This is a genomic window from Bradyrhizobium sp. JYMT SZCCT0428 (genome assembly GCF_018131075.1).
GTDB lineage: Bacteria > Pseudomonadota > Alphaproteobacteria > Rhizobiales > Xanthobacteraceae > Bradyrhizobium.
The window spans coordinates 1-14,769 of sequence record NZ_JAFCLS010000009.1; the positions used below are offsets into that span (position 1 = coordinate 1).

Sequence of the window (14,769 nt, forward strand, 5' to 3'; positions counted from 1 at the left end):
GCTTTCAGACTGTTGGATTGTCGGACATAGATTGCCCGTGTGGGCAAGATAAGAAGTCGCGACGCTTCTATAGTGATTATCAAAGCACGTTGGTTGCTATTGGGATAGGCCGCCATGTCCGAGTTGGGGCACGGGCGATAACTGACGGGTGAGACGGCCCGACCGTGTTCAGGCAGCGAGCGGACGGTTTAACCGATGTTGACAGCAGTCGGGGCGGCTGTCAGCAACGGTGCGTGTTTAACGCAAGAACAGACGCGACGAAGGGTATCGCATAACAATGAGAAATGGCTTTTTGTCCATCGTCCTGTTTTCGTTCGCATGTTCTCCGGGCATGGCGGCGGATACGTATTCGTGCCAAGCAAAGGAGCAGCTATTCTTAAACGATGGTGGGCTCGTCCGCGCCAAGCCGCAGATGGACTGGAGCCCCCAGTTCATGATCGACAAGAACACTGGAAATGCGGTCGGTGAGATATTCTTGGGATCACCCACGTGGCAGATCATGCAGCGAGGCTCAACGGGCAGTTCTCTCGTGAGCCAAGGTCGCGTCATGGGACAACGGGTCTACAAAGTCGTCATCTACGGCTTCAATGAGCGGAAAGAAAAACCATTCATTATTGAGAACCGGGGCAGCGAGGGCGTCTTCGAAATCTTCAGTGGGACTTGCAAATAGGGCCGAGCCAATGTTTGCGGAACCGCGAGCCCATCATTGCTACCGCCGCCTGTGCTTCTGCTATCAGCGGCTCGAACCCGGCGAGGAATGCCGTCACCCTTCGACGGCACAGTTCGATGAAGCCGGAGCGGCGGCGGCGCACGATCATGGGCAGGCTACTTATTCGGCTTCCACTCTCGTGCTAACCTCTGCGCCACGGCTATCTGGGCTGCGGTCATCTCCATTTCGATGTAACGTCAATTTATTTCCCCGCGCGTGTCACCGCGCGCTGACGCCAAGTTGTACCACATATGCGCGCTAACAAGGTCCTTCACCCCTCGGCCTTTGGCGAGCATTTCCCCGAGATTGGTTTGGGCCAAAGTGTGCCTTGGTCAGCAGCCTTCCGATGCCACTTCAACGCCTCAGCATAGTCTTGCGGAATGCTCCGACCGTTGGCGTACATGGTCCCGACAAGGGTTTGGGCGTCCCTGTTGCCTTGGTCAGCAGCCTGACGCCAAATCTGAAACGCAGTAGCATAGTCCCCTCTTGCAGCCGGGCATAAGGTTCCTCTAACGTACCTGATGCCACCGGTGTGGCAATGCTCAACGCCAGAGCGATTATCGTGATTGCCTTGAAGTTCATTTCCGGTTGCCCCGCCACACGTCGAAGAAGAGTTATGGCTGGCATGTATAGCAGTCCTTATCAAGTGGCGGTCATCGTCAGAGGCTAAATGTTGTCGAGGTTGGCGACCACAGATTTTGTAAGCCACCATTTTGGGTGTCCACTCCTCAGCTTCGACATAGCGCGCGCGATCATGAACGCTGCGTCAGCACAGCAAATCTGCATCGTGGGCTTTCCGCCGTGCTTCAGCCAATCGCGGTCGGTTTCAATATCGAAATTGACCAACGGCACCGCGATGGGAAGACTCAAGCTCGCCTTGGTGCCGATGCTGGCGTCGGGTAAGCCGGTCGGCCGCGTGTTCGATCAGGTGTTTCGGTAAGAAATCCGGATGCGTCTGCGGAGTAATGGCGGCGGCTGCGCAGATTTGAGGGCGCTTGACCCTCGCGCGCCGGATCGCGCGGGGAAGGACTATTCCGGCGCATCCGAGTTTTTTCCCGAGATTCCACCAGAGCAGCCGGGCCGGATCAAGACAGCCGCGCTGTCAAAACTTTGAGTAGGAGCCGCCAAAGCGCTCGCCCGGCTGGCGTGATTCCCATGCTGCAATCCGGCAAGGCGATGGGCGGCGTGTTTAGCTTCCCCAGACAGACCGTGATAGAGATCGGGCCGCCCCCGTGAACTCGTCCTGCTACGATCAAAAGGAAGCAAAATGGAGATTTTGATATTCGCGGTTCTGCTGGGACTTATCCCGGCCTTTTTGGCGAAAAAGAAGGGACGATCATTTGGCCTGTGGTGGTTCTACGGTGCGTGTATCTTCATCGTCGCTCTTCCTCACGCATTGCTAATGGAGCCATTGCCCGACAGTGAAGAAGCAATGCGGCTCGATTCGCTTCAAAAAACGAGCAAGGGATTTACTCCTGTCAAGCAGGCTGCAATTGATTTCACTGCCGATGGGGTAGTCGATGGCATACCCTTTCGAAACGAGCCCGATGGCGGTGTCGTAAGTCTCATTGACGGCAGAACAATTAAATTCCGAAACAAAAAAGACCTCGAAGCGATGATCCGATCTCAACGGCGTGGCTGAGGCGGTTTGTGACCAAATTATCCACGAAAATAGTATGGTGCTCGCTCTTCAATTGAAGATTTTTCACCTGTTTTCCAGTCAATGATGTTGTAACCGCCAGCATCGTTCGGGAATTTAAGATATCGAATGCCTTTGGAATAGATGCTCTCCTTTGCATTACCGACCGCCGCCATGACGACGATGACATTTAGTTTCTTCGTCTCCGCGGTCCAGTCGAGCCTAAGGGTGTTTGAGAAAATGCCCTCCACTTTTGCGTCACACACCCGGCCAAACTGAGAGTTTATTAGGTCTGCAACTTTCGAGTTGCCAGAGTTCCACAGAAACACGGCGGCCGCCAAAATCAAGACCGAACCGACTAGCGTCCATTTAGCGAGCTTGCCCATCTGTTCATCGTCGGGGTGGCGTGATCATCGTGCGGTCAACAATTTGCGCGCTTCAAGCAGCCGCGCTGCGTTCCGCTTCCGTACATTGTCACATTCGCTAAGATTGTCGGGACGCCGGTTTCCGCCATTGTAGACCTGCAGAAAGATGCTCTGGAATTGTTCTTGTCTAGGTTTGTCCGACATCCGCGAGATATAGTCGCCGACGATCTTTTCGTCGCCGTTAGGAGGCCACCCACACGCCTTCTGCGTCCCCGCGTGAATCGTAAGCGTTAGGATTGCCTTGTGGGCTTCACGAACGCTGTCCCCGCAAAGCGCACTGAGCGGAGCCCCGTTTGCACCTGCCCGCTCACAATCCCATCCTGTGAAATCGCCTGAGCCAGGTTGGGCCGAATACCAATATGCCAAATGCCGGACGTTAAATCCGCCAAAGTCATAGAATGCCTTGAACGAGCTTGAAGGAGGCGTCGGGTCTCCGGGTGCTAAGAACAGAATTTGGCATGAGGCAGAACCACACAAGGATCGAACGGCCTCGTCGTAGATTTCACGACGCGCAACGGCCGTTTGATCAAGCTCAACGAAAATCGGTTTAGACTTATCTGGCACGCGGCCAACCACTTTCCAAAGCGAGGGCTGACCAGCGGCCACAGCAGCGGTCTGCGATGTCCACGAACGAGTGATGAAAACCAGTAACGACACGGAAATGAGGCCCAGAACCACAACGATGATCTTCTCGATCCGGCTCATTCCATGCCCCCGCCCTTGGCTCGCAAAGATCGTATCCTGAAGATACGGGCGTTGGATAGGCCGGTGGCAGGCCACTGGTGTGTTATTTCGGCTGGCCGGTGTGTGACAGCCTGCCACGCCCGACGCTCCCTGCGGCACCTCGCGAGCGCGTCATGCCAGCGCCGAGCGCGACGAGCGCGCAGCCAGCCCGCACGGCGGCGACAAACAAATGTATGGCGCGGAGTCACAAGTCCCCCACCGGCAGCAATGCTACTAACAGCCACCGGCAGCGCGGCGCAATTCCTCTGGGCGTCTGCGAGTTTGGCAGACCCGTTTGCGGGGTCAGCACTGCCGGTCTTTCATCGCCCTTTTGGCGGCGCGAGACCCGCATGAACATCGATTGGCACGATCCCGGCCTGTATTCGTCCCTCGCCCTGCTTGCAGGTGTCACGACGTTAGTGCTTATCATTCATGAGTTTCGCATGGGAAGCCTGGGTAGTGGAAAGGGCGAAGCCCCTAGACGGGCTCCTGCGTGATCGTCTATCGCTAACGCCACTGAACAAGCTAAGAAACCGCTTCCGACGCAAGTTGACACCCGGCGAAATTCAAAGGCGCGAACAGCGTTCACGTACGCGCCTTTAGAGATGTAGGGGCAAAAAGTGGGCATTGATCAAATGTTGGGAATGCGCCCGCGAAATTTCGGATAAGGCTGTAGCCTGCCCGGAATGTGGAGCGCCCGCATCCGCTCCTGTGAATGTCAAGCCTCCACCATTGCCCGTTGCGCATCCGCCGCCGCTACCCGTCGCTGTAAATTACGACGCGACCACCGAGAACCCCACACGAATAGCGCCTCGGTCTTACCGTCGTGCTCAAGGAGAAGATGGGATAAAAATATTCGGAGCAATCATGCTCAGTCTTTTTGTCATCGTTGTGGGAGTGTTATTTTTCGGAATCGGAAGTAGTGAAAAAACTTCCAAAAAAGCCCCCGAAGACGAGTGGGTCAGTAAAAATCTTTGTAAAGAAGGCATCAAGCAAAGAGCAACGCACCCGTCCACGGTCGATATCCATGGCTTCTTGGGTTACGCCACTAACATGTCGAAGGGGACTCGTTACACAAAATTATCTTTCGATGCGAAAAATGGCTACGGCCTTACGCTGAAGTATGAAGCGAAGTGCATAATCGATTCATACGGTCACCTCGATATTAGTATCGCGGAAAGAGATTACTGATGAAATATTCCAAAGGCTATCACCCCCGTCCCGGGCTCGCCAAGCGGTAGACCGGAAGTCGCCGTGCTCTGCACCAGCGAAGAACCCATCGACACCTTCATCGGGCAAATGTCGCCGCGCGAGATATGCTGATGCCTTATGGCGATGTGGTGATCACGCTGTCTACGGTGCTGCGCATAAAGCGGACGCTGGGTGGACGCGAGATCGATCAGATTATTCTGGACGTTGAGCCGCGGAAGGCGTGGCGACTGAGCAACAGCGCCGGGCCGACTGGCGCAAGAGTGAGCTGGCAGCAGCCCGTTTGGTCACATTCGCTTGAATAGCCCGACGTCAGACGTTGCCGGGCTGTTGCTCGGAGCGCGTCGCGATTAGTGCCCTATCGTCGGCACACCTTCTTGAAGAAAGCTGTACGGCCCATCGCCTTGCCGGTCGAGCAGGCAGCCTTGCATAACCGTTGCAGGCTTCCGTAAGAAATTCCGGCGTACCGATCCTCGGCTCGTAAGATAGAAAAGTGACTGGAATTTGCATGAGCCATCGTGCAATCCGCCGGATTGCGCTCCGTGCTTCTGCATTCTTCATAATTGCCAAAAAGCATGCCGCAGGTGTCCTCATCCAGCGGCTCGCGAGCATCGAGCTTACTCTTGCGCATCGTGAGTTGGCCTGAGTGAAAGCGTACGCTTATCAGGCGTTGCTCTTGGCGGTAAGAGAAAATGATCTCATTTAATTGAACCTCCAATCTCTCAATTTTGATCTCACATTCAAGGCATTGATTTGCGAGCGGCTTAATGACCGCCTGCTTCCCACTCTCGATGATCAGTTTCCAATCCCACCAACGTGTTCCCGATCCGAGTTCGCCCATGGAAATCACTATAAGATCGTAGTTCCTTGTCTTGTGGTGCTTCTCGAATGCGATGAACGCTGTCCCGGGACAAAGCATTTGCCTCTCATCTCGGTAGAGGCACTTGTGACCTTTTTCCGAAGGACTTTCACGCACTTCATAACGGACGTTTCGGGCGACGACTGAGTCGCGGTCCACTGTCTTGCCAGCATCGCGCGAAGAGGCGGGACCAAAAGAAGTCAGCGCCATCAGGATCGGTAGCATGCAAAGCACAGCCGCGTTACATCTTCGCAAGTTGAGCACCATCGTCTTTTGCTGCCCCAAGATCGTCACACCGTTTTAGCCCCGCTCAGACCGCCAGCCATGCTGGTCCAGCTTCTCAATAAGTCGTCGTTTCCATTCCACCAGTACTGGAGCCGCAGTGCGGCCTCCAGGGCGTCTACGACATCGTCTGCCTGATCAGCGAACGGCTTCTGTGTGTCCAGGCGCGGCGTGTCAATAACAATTCCGAGGGAGCCGCCCGCGCGCCTCAAATACCCTCCAATATCGGTTAGGCTCATCGGAAACGTTGTGCGTTCAGTAAGTTTTGCAAGGCCGGGCAACATGATCTTGACCGAGGCTGAGGGTGCGCCGCTGTCCCGGCATTGAAGTGACATTCTGGGACGAGGCACCGCAGAATGCACCCGGAGCGTCTTTGATACTTCAAAATAGATAGTTCTAGACTCTGTCGGACGAATCCCGTCCGCATTAGGGTCTGATTTCATTACAAGTGTGGGATAGCGCTTTAGTAGTAGCTGGCGCATCGCTTTGAAAAAGCTAATCGCGCCGTCATTGGGCAAGGGCTCATAGGGCGAATTAGCCTGCTGTATTGCGACGTCGATTGTTAATCGGTCGGCCGCGCCAATAAATTTGCGAAGGTATTCGTACGAGATGCGAACGTCGAACATATTCGCCAATCGGCTACCCTTGAGATACTGGTCGGGCGCAAGCAGGACCGAAAATGCCTCAACGCCTTGGTTACGATAGGCCGCAACAGTCTTCTGGTAGCGATGTGGCTGTCCGAAGCCCTCGCGCGTGACGCTATAGCCAGCGTCGATTTTGTTTTCGATGAGGATGATCGGTCCATTAGTAAACCTCAGGATCAGGTCGATTGATCCCGGGCTGCCGATGTGACGCTGCTGAGCAAATATCTCAGCGGCTTCTCCGATTTCTCTCCCGGTGACGAGCTTGGCGACGAGCGCCGTAAACTCCGGCCGCTCTCTGAACGAGCGCAAGAAAAGGGCGTCGCTGTCACACTCATAGATACGGTGGCTAATCATGGAAAACTCCATTTCTAATTCTCACGAGACGGAAGCCCGTCTCGCAATTGGACAATCAATTCGTTAGTTTGATCTCGTAATTCAGCGAGCCATCTCGCTTCGTAATCACTGAACGCGCTTCGAATGACCTCCACGCTTTCGAGAAGAGCGGCTTCCAGTCGTCCGTCCACAATCGCTTGGTAAACGAAATGTCCAAGTATAAACCGTGGATACCAGTTCGTCTCCCACACACGCTTTCCGCTGACCTGGGGCAGTAACTCGACAGGTTGAACGCGGCCATTGCATTGCCGACCTAGCCAATGCGCGACGTGATCCCCATCGGCGGGTGTCCATGAGAAATAATAATTTTCTAGAAACTGCTTTTCGTCCGTCAGCGGCGAATGCTCCCACAGTGAACCACTAGTCGTGCTTTCGCCACGACGGATCGCTGCCATCTCCGCATGCTCGCCTTCAAAATCCGGCAATATTTCCAACTCCGAGCTTACTCGGTATCGCGCATTTTGAACGTCAACATAGGTACCGGCACTTTCGAAAAACCCGAGATCGCAACTGGGGTCTAAGGGCCATCGGCCAAACTCTGAGCCGTCTTCGTTGAATAGAGTGAGTTCGACCCACGCGCGAGACTCGATCATTGGTCCTAACGTTCGCTCTTTCACCGTGGGACCTATCGCAAGCCGTATCTCGCGAAATAGATTGATTTCGCTATCAATCGGCGACGTAAACTGCGCGCTACTGTGGTCAGTGGCTTCCAAGCTGACCGGCAATCGCCAACCTGCGTGCCAAACCCGAATGAGTGGCACGCTTGGAAGCGGTGGGGCCTCGGTCCAATGTTCGTATCCCTCTTGATAAGCGGTTCGGAAGAGGCATGCCATTCCGGTTAATCGGAATTCATTGCGCCGAAAATCCCATGTTCCTGGGACACGCTGCATTCGATGAAAAAGCTGCATCAAGTCTGTCCTGAGAATGATCCTCCTGCTTAGCTCTTGCAAAAGGAGGGCAATGTTCTCAGCCGCCTCATCCGCGCCAGCGCTGTCTCCCTTCGCCAAGGTTGCCGGGCGACGCCAGATGCTTGTGTTTCGAAACAGGCTGATTTTAGCTTGCTCCACCTCTTGGCCGCTCGCCTCGGCGATGAAAGTTGCTCTTTCGAGGTATCCGCGCGCAAGACCGATGAGCTTATCAGCCTTGGCTGCACGGTTCTTTGCATCGCTAAGATCGAGGTCTGGCGAGATCATGTACCGATGCAGGTGAAATGGGCCGCCGCCTTTTGCGCTGCTCCACTCCTCCTTGAGATACGCAATAGTTTTTTTGGAATCTTTGAGGATTTGACCAAGCGCTTTTGCGGCGAAAAGTCTGTCCTCACGCGACTGAAATCTGAGGTACCCGCCTTTACTGTCGTTGCAGCGCTTTTCGATTTGCCTGAGTCGCCTTACTTCGTCAGCGCTATGCTTCGCTTCCACTGCGTCTGACCTTTGGTCGGGATCGTCGGCGCGCCGCTGACTTGGAAGGCGACCTACAATCGATATTACGTTGTCGATCATGACAAAGGCTTTCAGTGCTTGGCCCGGTAACGTCGGCCGCGTGCATTTTCGTGGATAAAGAGAACGGTGACGACTTGTGCGTGACTTTCGCTCCACACCACCGCGAGTTGGCTCAGGTACCCTAGGTTCATTGCCTTGGCGAACTGCTGACTGACCCTGATGAGCGTGCAATGATTGCCAATATCCCTTTCGCAATCGGCGTTTTCAAAAATCCGCTCGATCGAGTCCTCGGAAATACCCCGTTGCCTACAGCGTAGTTCGGCATGATTCGAAATACTGAACATCTGTTTCCTCCTAGGGAAGCCGTTACGCAGATGTTAGCAAATGATACATCTTCCTTTGGCTCCAAAGTGGTATCTAGCGGGGATAAAAATGGTACTTAAAACGGTACGAACAGATATGATGTATATAACAGTGAGTTAGATGAGGTCGTTATAAGTTTGGTCGCTGCAGTAGGTAGGCATTCGGTTCGCCCGGATGCGGCCAGCCCTTACTTGGCATCGGCTTGGACCTCTTCGGCAGGCGGCGGTTTGTTAGCGGTTGCGCGGTGTTGCAGCGCGGACAAGGCGTACCGGCTGCGCCGGAGGCACACGCGTGCGGGCCTGCCATGGCTGGTCGGGATGGACCTCGCAGACCCAGCCGGTGTCATCGCAGAGCAAGCACGCCATTATCTACTCTATGGAGGTGGAGTGTGGCGCACCCTTGTGCTGCCGACGCAAAGCCAGCTCGGGGTTGGTCATCCAACGATAGTGAAGTCTGCGAAAACTTGGAAAGTAAAGGTCCGCGTCATGTCTGGTGCGGATGTGATCGATCAATCTAGCGGTGTCGCGCATTGAGATGCCAGCGAAGGCGAATAGCGGCCGGTCTTCACTGAGCGCGAACCAGACGACATCCTTTTTTCGTTTCCGGTTCGGCTCCGGTGCATATTCGGCAAAGCTGTTGGCGGGTACCAAGCATCGGTTCTCTGGCTTGAGCCAGCCGCGCTAGTGCGGCGATGAAGTGTTGCGGATGTTGGTGACCGGTGGCCCCCGGTGCGCGGCGGTGGCGGCATGCCCCAACGCATGGTCACCATTTCGGTGCCATCGGCGGTGTTGCGGATCACCGGGGCCGGATAGTCTGGAAACACGCCCGGCATTGGCGCGAGGTTGCCAACATAGCGATTGACGACGCGGAACAGCGCCGCGATGGCCGCTTGGTTCGTGGTGATGCTGTAGAGATTGCACATCGGGGAGGCTACGACCGGAACAGTGCGAAGTAGATCACGTACAGCCAGCCCAAAATACCGTGGATGATCGCCCAGAGGATCGACTTGTTGGTCGTGTAGCTGATGGCGATAGCGAGCGCGCTGCCAAAGCCTATGCCGTATTTCGTGCCCTCTGATCGCACCACGTAGTAGCGGCTTCCGTTCATCGTCGCTCCCTCATCATCATTCACCGCTCGCCCGGCCACCATGTCGTCGGCGGATCGCTCGCCGTGACCTTGATGGTGCGCAGCGCGACCAGATGGCTGCGCTTGTACGGATATCCGCGATCACTTCATGCGAAATCGGTTGCGCAACGCAAGACCGAGGAGAAAGAGCAGTACCACGCCAAGGTTCTCAACGGGGCCTCGCCCTGCCAATCCGGTAATGCAGCCGACGAAATACCAAGGCGCTCGGTATTGATCTTCCTCCCACACTCCTCGCCCGCGCCGACGAGGATCGAGTGACCTTGCCCCCAAAGGCGCCGGAGCCGCCTCACACGCGTTAGCGCCACGTTAGCTCAGCTAAGAAACTTTAGAATAATATAAACAAAATCAAATGATTAGCTCCTATCTAATTTTAACGGCATCTTAATCACCGCTTGGGGGCCCGCCGGCGGCCCGGCCGCTGTGGTTAATGCAACACCCGCAAAAGTCCGGCATTTTTTCAGGGGTTGTTTTCCTTAACCAACTCTTAAAGCGCCCCGCGTAGGCTCAGCCAAGGGATTTCCAAGTCGCGTATACCTCACATGACCGCAGCACCATTATTTCCGGGCTTCGACGGGCTGATGTCGCTCTCGCGCCGCGAGGGCGTCGACATCCGCCCTACTTTGCTGCGCGTGCTGACCGACCTCTATGTCCAGGCCAGCGCGCATTCCGCCGACGAGGAACGGCAGTTCGTCGAACTCACTTCACGCCTGATCGACCAGGTCGACGACGCCACCCGCGCGGCGGTGCGGGCCCGGCTTGCCATCTATCCGGCAACCCCGCTCGAGATCATGAACAAGCTCGGATTGCGGCGCGCCCATCCCGGCCAGACGGTGCCGCTCGCGCCTTCGATTGCCACCGCCCCGCCCGAAGCGGCCCCCCGGGTGCCGACCGAAGCGGAACTGCGGATGGCCTCCAGCCTGGCGATGCGGCCCAACGATGCCGCCGAAATCAGCGACATGTTCTTTGCGGCCAATGCCAGCGAACGCGCGCAGATCCTGCACAATCTCGACGAGACGCCGCTGAAGGCCTCGGCGCGAATTCCGGCGGCGCGCGCCAAGCGTGCGATCGAGACGCTGGAGATGGCCGCGTTTGCCGAGGACGCCGACAGTTTTGCACTGGAGATCGGCGAGGCGCTGATCCTGCCGGCGCGGATCGCCACCCAGGTGGTGAATGATCCCGGCGGCGAGCCGCTGGCCTGTGCGGCCCGTGCGCTCGACATGCCGAGCGCGGCGTTCCAGCGGATATTGATGTTCCTCAATCCTGAATCCGGCGTCTCCGTGCACCATGTCTACCGGCTGTCGCGGCTCTACGACCGACTGACCGAACGATCCGCACTGGTCATGCTGGCGGCGTGGCGCGGCTCGACCATGGCGGTCACGCGCGCCAAGTATCGCGCCGCGCTCTACGACGACGAGCGCAACCGCGCCCGCTCCGCCGCATCCCAGACACGGCCGGCCGTACAGCCCGGAAGCGCGCCAATCGTGCGCACCGGCACTGACGGGTCGAAGCGCTAGAAGGGCGAACGCCAGAGATCAGGCGCTCAGGCTTTCGCCAGATCGAGAAAATGCCGCCCTGCCCGGTCCTCGGTCTCGACGATCCAGGTGTCGGGATCGAACTTGATTTCCTTGGCAAGGCGTTCTTCCACCGACTGCTCAGGCACCGGCTGCGGTGACGCCGGCACGAACAGGCGCTCGGTCGGCCGGCTCTCGTCATAGACGGTCTGCGGCGCCGGCCCGTACAGCATGGCGTTGCCGTCGAGGTGAGCCACCTTGACGAAAACAGCACCGGCTTCCTCCGCGCCGCGCCTGCGCACGGCGCCGAAGACGCCTTCGGTTTGGCAACGGCGCAGATAGGCCGCCACCCAGATCGATGATTTTAATCGCATGGGCCGGACGATAGGCCAGCGTCCACGCTGGCGCCAGAGGCCATGGCCAAGGCGCGTTCCCGTGCGCATGCAGTCGGCAGAGTTATCCGCAACGGGATCGTGAAAAGCACTTGTCGAAGGTGGCGCCGGTTTCCAAGGACGCGGTTCCCGACAGTCATGATCCACGCCATCCCGGCCTTTGCAGTTAAGTAAGCCCGCACAAGATCGTGAGCCGCAGCGCAAGAATATTGACTCGGTCGGTCGACCGAATTATGGTGATTTGCGATCGCACCAGGGAGATTTCATCGTGGCGCGCGCAGCGGCCAAAAAAATCGAAAAAAAGGCAGAGACCAGCACCACGCTGCTCGAAGCCGCCAAGAAAGTGCTGCGCCAGAACGGCTACGCGGGCTTGTCGACCCGCGACGTCGCGGCGGCTGCGGGCGTTCCACTCAGCCAGATCCATTATCATTTCGGATCCAAGCAAGGCATGGTTCTGGCGCTGTTCGAGTACTTGAACGCGCAGCTATTGGACCGCCAGAACGCGATGTTCGGCGACACCAGTCTCAAACTGTCGGAGCAGTGGGACCGGGCCTGCGATTATCTCGACGACGACATCGCATCCGGCTATGTGCGCGTGCTGCAGGAACTGATCGCTGCGAGCTGGTCCGACCCCGCGGTCGCACAGGTCGTACGCACCGCGATCATGGGATGGGTCGATCTCATCGTCGGCGCGGCACGCAAGGCTGAACGTGAACTCGGCGGCCTCGGCCCGCTGACGCCCGAGGAGGTCGGAGCCTTCGCTGCCAATGCGTTCATCGGTGCGGAAAGCCTCTATCTGCTTGGTTTCGAGAAGAAAGGCTCGCCGATACGCCAGTCCTTGCGGCGGGTCGGTGATCTCGTTCGCAGCGTCGAAGGTGCAGCCAATCGATGAGGTAACGCGATGCGTGCGAAGTTGCCCGACGAAAGTGGTTTTATCGATCGCGACGGCGTCAGGATCTATTACGAGATCTACGGCAATGGCCCGGAAACCATGCTGTTCGTGCCGCCCTGGTGCATCGTCCATTCGCGGATCTACAAGGCGCAATTGCCGTATTTCAGCGAACGCTTCCGCTGCATCACCTATGACGGCCGCGGCAACGGCAAGTCCGACCGTCCTGAGGATGTGAAGTGCTACTCACTGGACAATTACGTGGCGGATCTGCTTGCCGTCATGGACGCCACCGGCGCGGGCAACGCAATCCTGGTTGGCTTGTCGTTTGGCGGCATGCTCGCCAGCGTGCTGGCCGCACATCACCCTGATCGCGTGAAGGCAGCCATCCTGGTCGGGACGGTAGCGAGCATCGGACCCGCTAACTATCCCCATCTGGCAAACCAGCATTTCGATGCCAAACAGGAACGGTTCGACGGCTGGAATAAATTCAACCGCGCGCACTGGCTGGCGGACTATCCCGACTTTGCCGAGCACTTTATCCGAAACATCCATTCCGAACCGCACTCGACCAAGCAGATCGAGGACGGCATCGGTTGGGCAGACGAGACCAGCGGTCCCGTGTTGATCAACACCGTCGACGCACGGCTGATCGCGCCGCGCTTCGATGTCAGCGAAGCTATGTATCGCAAGATCCGCTGTCCGGTGCTGCTCATTCATGGCGACAACGACCAGATCCAGCGCCATGCGCGCGCCAAAGCATTGGCCGAGGTGATGAATGCGGAGCTGGTGACCATTGCGGGCGGCGGTCACAACCCGCTCGGCCGCATTCCCGCAAAGACCAACACCCTGATTGTCGATTTCCTCGCTCGCAGGCTCGCCATCGCCTCCCCTGCAGCGCGATCGGGCCGCACGACAAGGAAAGCCAAACGCGCACTCTATCTCTCTTCGCCGATCGGCCTCGGGCACGGGCGGCGCGATATCGCGATCGCCCGCGAGTTACGCAAGCTGCACCCGGATCTGGAGGTCGATTGGCTGGCACAAGACCCGGTGACGCGCCTGCTGGAGGCGAACGGCGAGCGCGTCCATCCATTGAGTGCGCGGCTGGCCAGCGAGTCCAGGCATATCGAGATGGAGTCGGGCGAGCACGACCTGCATTGTTTCCAAGCCCTCCGCAACATGGACGAGGTGCTGATCGCGAACTTCATGACCTTCCAGGATGCCGTCGACGAGGGAGGCTACGATCTCGTCATCGCCGACGAGGCCTGGGACATCGATCATTACTGGCACGAGCACCCCGAGCTGAAGAAAGCCGCGCTCGCCTGGTTTACCGACTTCGTCGGCTATGTGCCGATGCCGTCGGGCGGCGAGCATGAGGCGTTTCTGACCACCGACTACAACGCCGAAATGATCGAACATATCGAGCGGCATCCCGGCGTACGCGACCGCGCCATTTTCGTCGGAAGCCTGGAGGACATCGTCCCAATGTCGTTCGGCAAAGACCTGCCGGCGATGCGCGACTGGGTGCCGCGGCATTTCGATTTCGCCGGCTACGTCATCGGCGAACATCCGCATGTTTTCGGCAGCCGCACGGAGCTGCGCGAGCGCCTCGGCTACCGCCCGGACGAGCGCGTCTGCATCGTCACGGTCGGCGGATCCGCCGTCGGCACCCACCTGATCAAACGCATCCTGCAGAGCTATCCGATGGCACGGGCCAGGCTGCCCGAGTTGCGCATGATCGTGGTGGCGGGCCCGCGGATCGATCCCGCCTCGCTCGGCGCGCCTGATGGCGTCGAGCTGCGCGCCTTCGTACCCGACCTCGACCGTCATCTCGCCGCGTGCGATCTCGCCCTCGTGCAGGGTGGCCTTACCACCTGCATGGAGTTGACCGCGGCCGGAACGCCGTTCCTGTATTTCCCGCTCCAGAACCACTTCGAGCAGAATTTCCACGTCGCCCATCGTCTCGACCGCTATGGCGCCGGCACGCGCATGGCATTCGCGACATCGACGCCGGACATGATCGCTGAAGCGACGGTTGGTGCATTGCGCGCGCCGGCCAAGTTCAAATCCGTCGAAGCCGACGGTGCGGTACGTGCGGCCCGCATGCTGGCGGATCTGTTCTAACCGAAATCAATTGTCAGTGGAG

The 14,769-nt window shown here is 57.7% G+C and carries 17 protein-coding genes and 1 pseudogene; 8 read left to right on the top strand and 10 right to left on the bottom strand.

Annotated elements, in window-relative coordinates; all coding sequences use genetic code 11:
• The first annotated feature begins 292 nt into the window (after positions 1-292).
• Complete coding sequence (locus JQ575_RS11195) at positions 293-670, top strand: hypothetical protein (RefSeq protein ID WP_212033259.1); 378 nt, start codon at positions 293-295, stop codon at positions 668-670.
• Between the two features lie 310 nt (positions 671-980).
• Here JQ575_RS11195 and JQ575_RS46410 read toward each other — a convergent pair whose 3' ends face one another.
• Positions 981-1,421: a tetratricopeptide repeat protein gene (locus tag JQ575_RS46410; RefSeq protein ID WP_409364781.1), complete on the bottom strand. Its 441-nt coding sequence runs from the start codon at positions 1,419-1,421 to the stop codon at positions 981-983.
• A 42-nt stretch (positions 1,422-1,463) separates the two neighbouring features.
• Between JQ575_RS46410 and JQ575_RS11205 the strand changes: the two genes are divergently transcribed.
• On the top strand, positions 1,464-1,649 hold the full coding sequence (locus JQ575_RS11205; RefSeq protein ID WP_212033261.1) for a hypothetical protein: 186 nt from the start codon (positions 1,464-1,466) through the stop codon (positions 1,647-1,649).
• Between the two features lie 327 nt (positions 1,650-1,976).
• Positions 1,977-2,351: a hypothetical protein gene (locus tag JQ575_RS11210; protein WP_212033262.1), complete on the top strand. Its 375-nt coding sequence runs from the start codon at positions 1,977-1,979 to the stop codon at positions 2,349-2,351.
• A 17-nt stretch (positions 2,352-2,368) separates the two neighbouring features.
• Here JQ575_RS11210 and JQ575_RS11215 read toward each other — a convergent pair whose 3' ends face one another.
• Positions 2,369-2,734, bottom strand: coding sequence for a hypothetical protein (locus JQ575_RS11215; protein WP_212033263.1), 366 nt, complete (start codon positions 2,732-2,734; stop codon positions 2,369-2,371).
• A 24-nt stretch (positions 2,735-2,758) separates the two neighbouring features.
• The gene (locus tag JQ575_RS11220) at positions 2,759-3,478 is read right to left on the bottom strand and encodes a hypothetical protein (RefSeq protein WP_212033264.1); all 720 of its coding nucleotides are present in this window, start codon (positions 3,476-3,478) and stop codon (positions 2,759-2,761) included.
• 885 nt (positions 3,479-4,363) lie between these two features.
• On the opposite strand from JQ575_RS11220, the gene JQ575_RS44520 reads away from it, so the two are divergent.
• On the top strand, positions 4,364-4,687 hold the full coding sequence (locus tag JQ575_RS44520) for a hypothetical protein (RefSeq protein ID WP_249166586.1): 324 nt from the start codon (positions 4,364-4,366) through the stop codon (positions 4,685-4,687).
• Between the two features lie 131 nt (positions 4,688-4,818).
• On the top strand, positions 4,819-5,010 hold the full coding sequence (locus JQ575_RS11230) for a hypothetical protein (protein WP_212033266.1): 192 nt from the start codon (positions 4,819-4,821) through the stop codon (positions 5,008-5,010).
• A gap of 53 nt (positions 5,011-5,063) precedes the next feature.
• On the opposite strand, the gene JQ575_RS11235 is transcribed toward JQ575_RS11230, so the two are convergent.
• From JQ575_RS11235 to JQ575_RS11255, 6 genes and pseudogenes are all read right to left on the bottom strand, one after another.
• A complete protein-coding gene (locus JQ575_RS11235; RefSeq protein WP_212033267.1) occupies positions 5,064-5,789 on the bottom strand; it encodes a hypothetical protein in 726 nt (241 codons plus the stop codon).
• A 65-nt stretch (positions 5,790-5,854) separates the two neighbouring features.
• Positions 5,855-6,844 carry a hypothetical protein gene (locus JQ575_RS11240; protein WP_212033268.1) on the bottom strand — a complete coding sequence of 330 codons (990 nt, stop codon included), beginning with the start codon at positions 6,842-6,844 and terminating at the stop codon, positions 5,855-5,857.
• 14 nt (positions 6,845-6,858) lie between these two features.
• Positions 6,859-8,382: a hypothetical protein gene (locus JQ575_RS11245; RefSeq protein ID WP_212033269.1), complete on the bottom strand. Its 1,524-nt coding sequence runs from the start codon at positions 8,380-8,382 to the stop codon at positions 6,859-6,861.
• An 11-nt stretch (positions 8,383-8,393) separates the two neighbouring features.
• The gene (locus JQ575_RS11250; RefSeq protein ID WP_212033270.1) at positions 8,394-8,666 is read right to left on the bottom strand and encodes a DUF4258 domain-containing protein; all 273 of its coding nucleotides are present in this window, start codon (positions 8,664-8,666) and stop codon (positions 8,394-8,396) included.
• Between the two features lie 552 nt (positions 8,667-9,218).
• Positions 9,219-9,607, bottom strand: a pseudogene (locus tag JQ575_RS44525) (SOS response-associated peptidase family protein); the annotation flags it as partial.
• 8 nt (positions 9,608-9,615) lie between these two features.
• Positions 9,616-9,792 (bottom strand): hypothetical protein, encoded by a 177-nt coding sequence (locus JQ575_RS11255; protein ID WP_002717305.1) that lies wholly within the window; start codon positions 9,790-9,792, stop codon positions 9,616-9,618.
• 578 nt (positions 9,793-10,370) lie between these two features.
• Here JQ575_RS11255 and JQ575_RS11260 point away from each other — a divergent pair.
• Positions 10,371-11,345 carry a DUF2336 domain-containing protein gene (locus tag JQ575_RS11260; protein WP_212033271.1) on the top strand — a complete coding sequence of 325 codons (975 nt, stop codon included), beginning with the start codon at positions 10,371-10,373 and terminating at the stop codon, positions 11,343-11,345.
• 26 nt (positions 11,346-11,371) lie between these two features.
• Here JQ575_RS11260 and JQ575_RS11265 read toward each other — a convergent pair whose 3' ends face one another.
• On the bottom strand, positions 11,372-11,716 hold the full coding sequence (locus JQ575_RS11265) for a DUF1491 family protein (protein WP_212033272.1): 345 nt from the start codon (positions 11,714-11,716) through the stop codon (positions 11,372-11,374).
• Between the two features lie 286 nt (positions 11,717-12,002).
• Between JQ575_RS11265 and JQ575_RS11270 the strand changes: the two genes are divergently transcribed.
• Together JQ575_RS11270 and JQ575_RS11275 are read left to right on the top strand one after the other, a co-directional pair.
• Positions 12,003-12,626: a TetR/AcrR family transcriptional regulator gene (locus JQ575_RS11270; protein WP_212033273.1), complete on the top strand. Its 624-nt coding sequence runs from the start codon at positions 12,003-12,005 to the stop codon at positions 12,624-12,626.
• A 9-nt stretch (positions 12,627-12,635) separates the two neighbouring features.
• The gene (locus JQ575_RS11275; protein WP_212033274.1) at positions 12,636-14,747 is read left to right on the top strand and encodes an alpha/beta hydrolase; all 2,112 of its coding nucleotides are present in this window, start codon (positions 12,636-12,638) and stop codon (positions 14,745-14,747) included.
• The last annotated feature ends 22 nt before the right edge of the window (positions 14,748-14,769 follow it).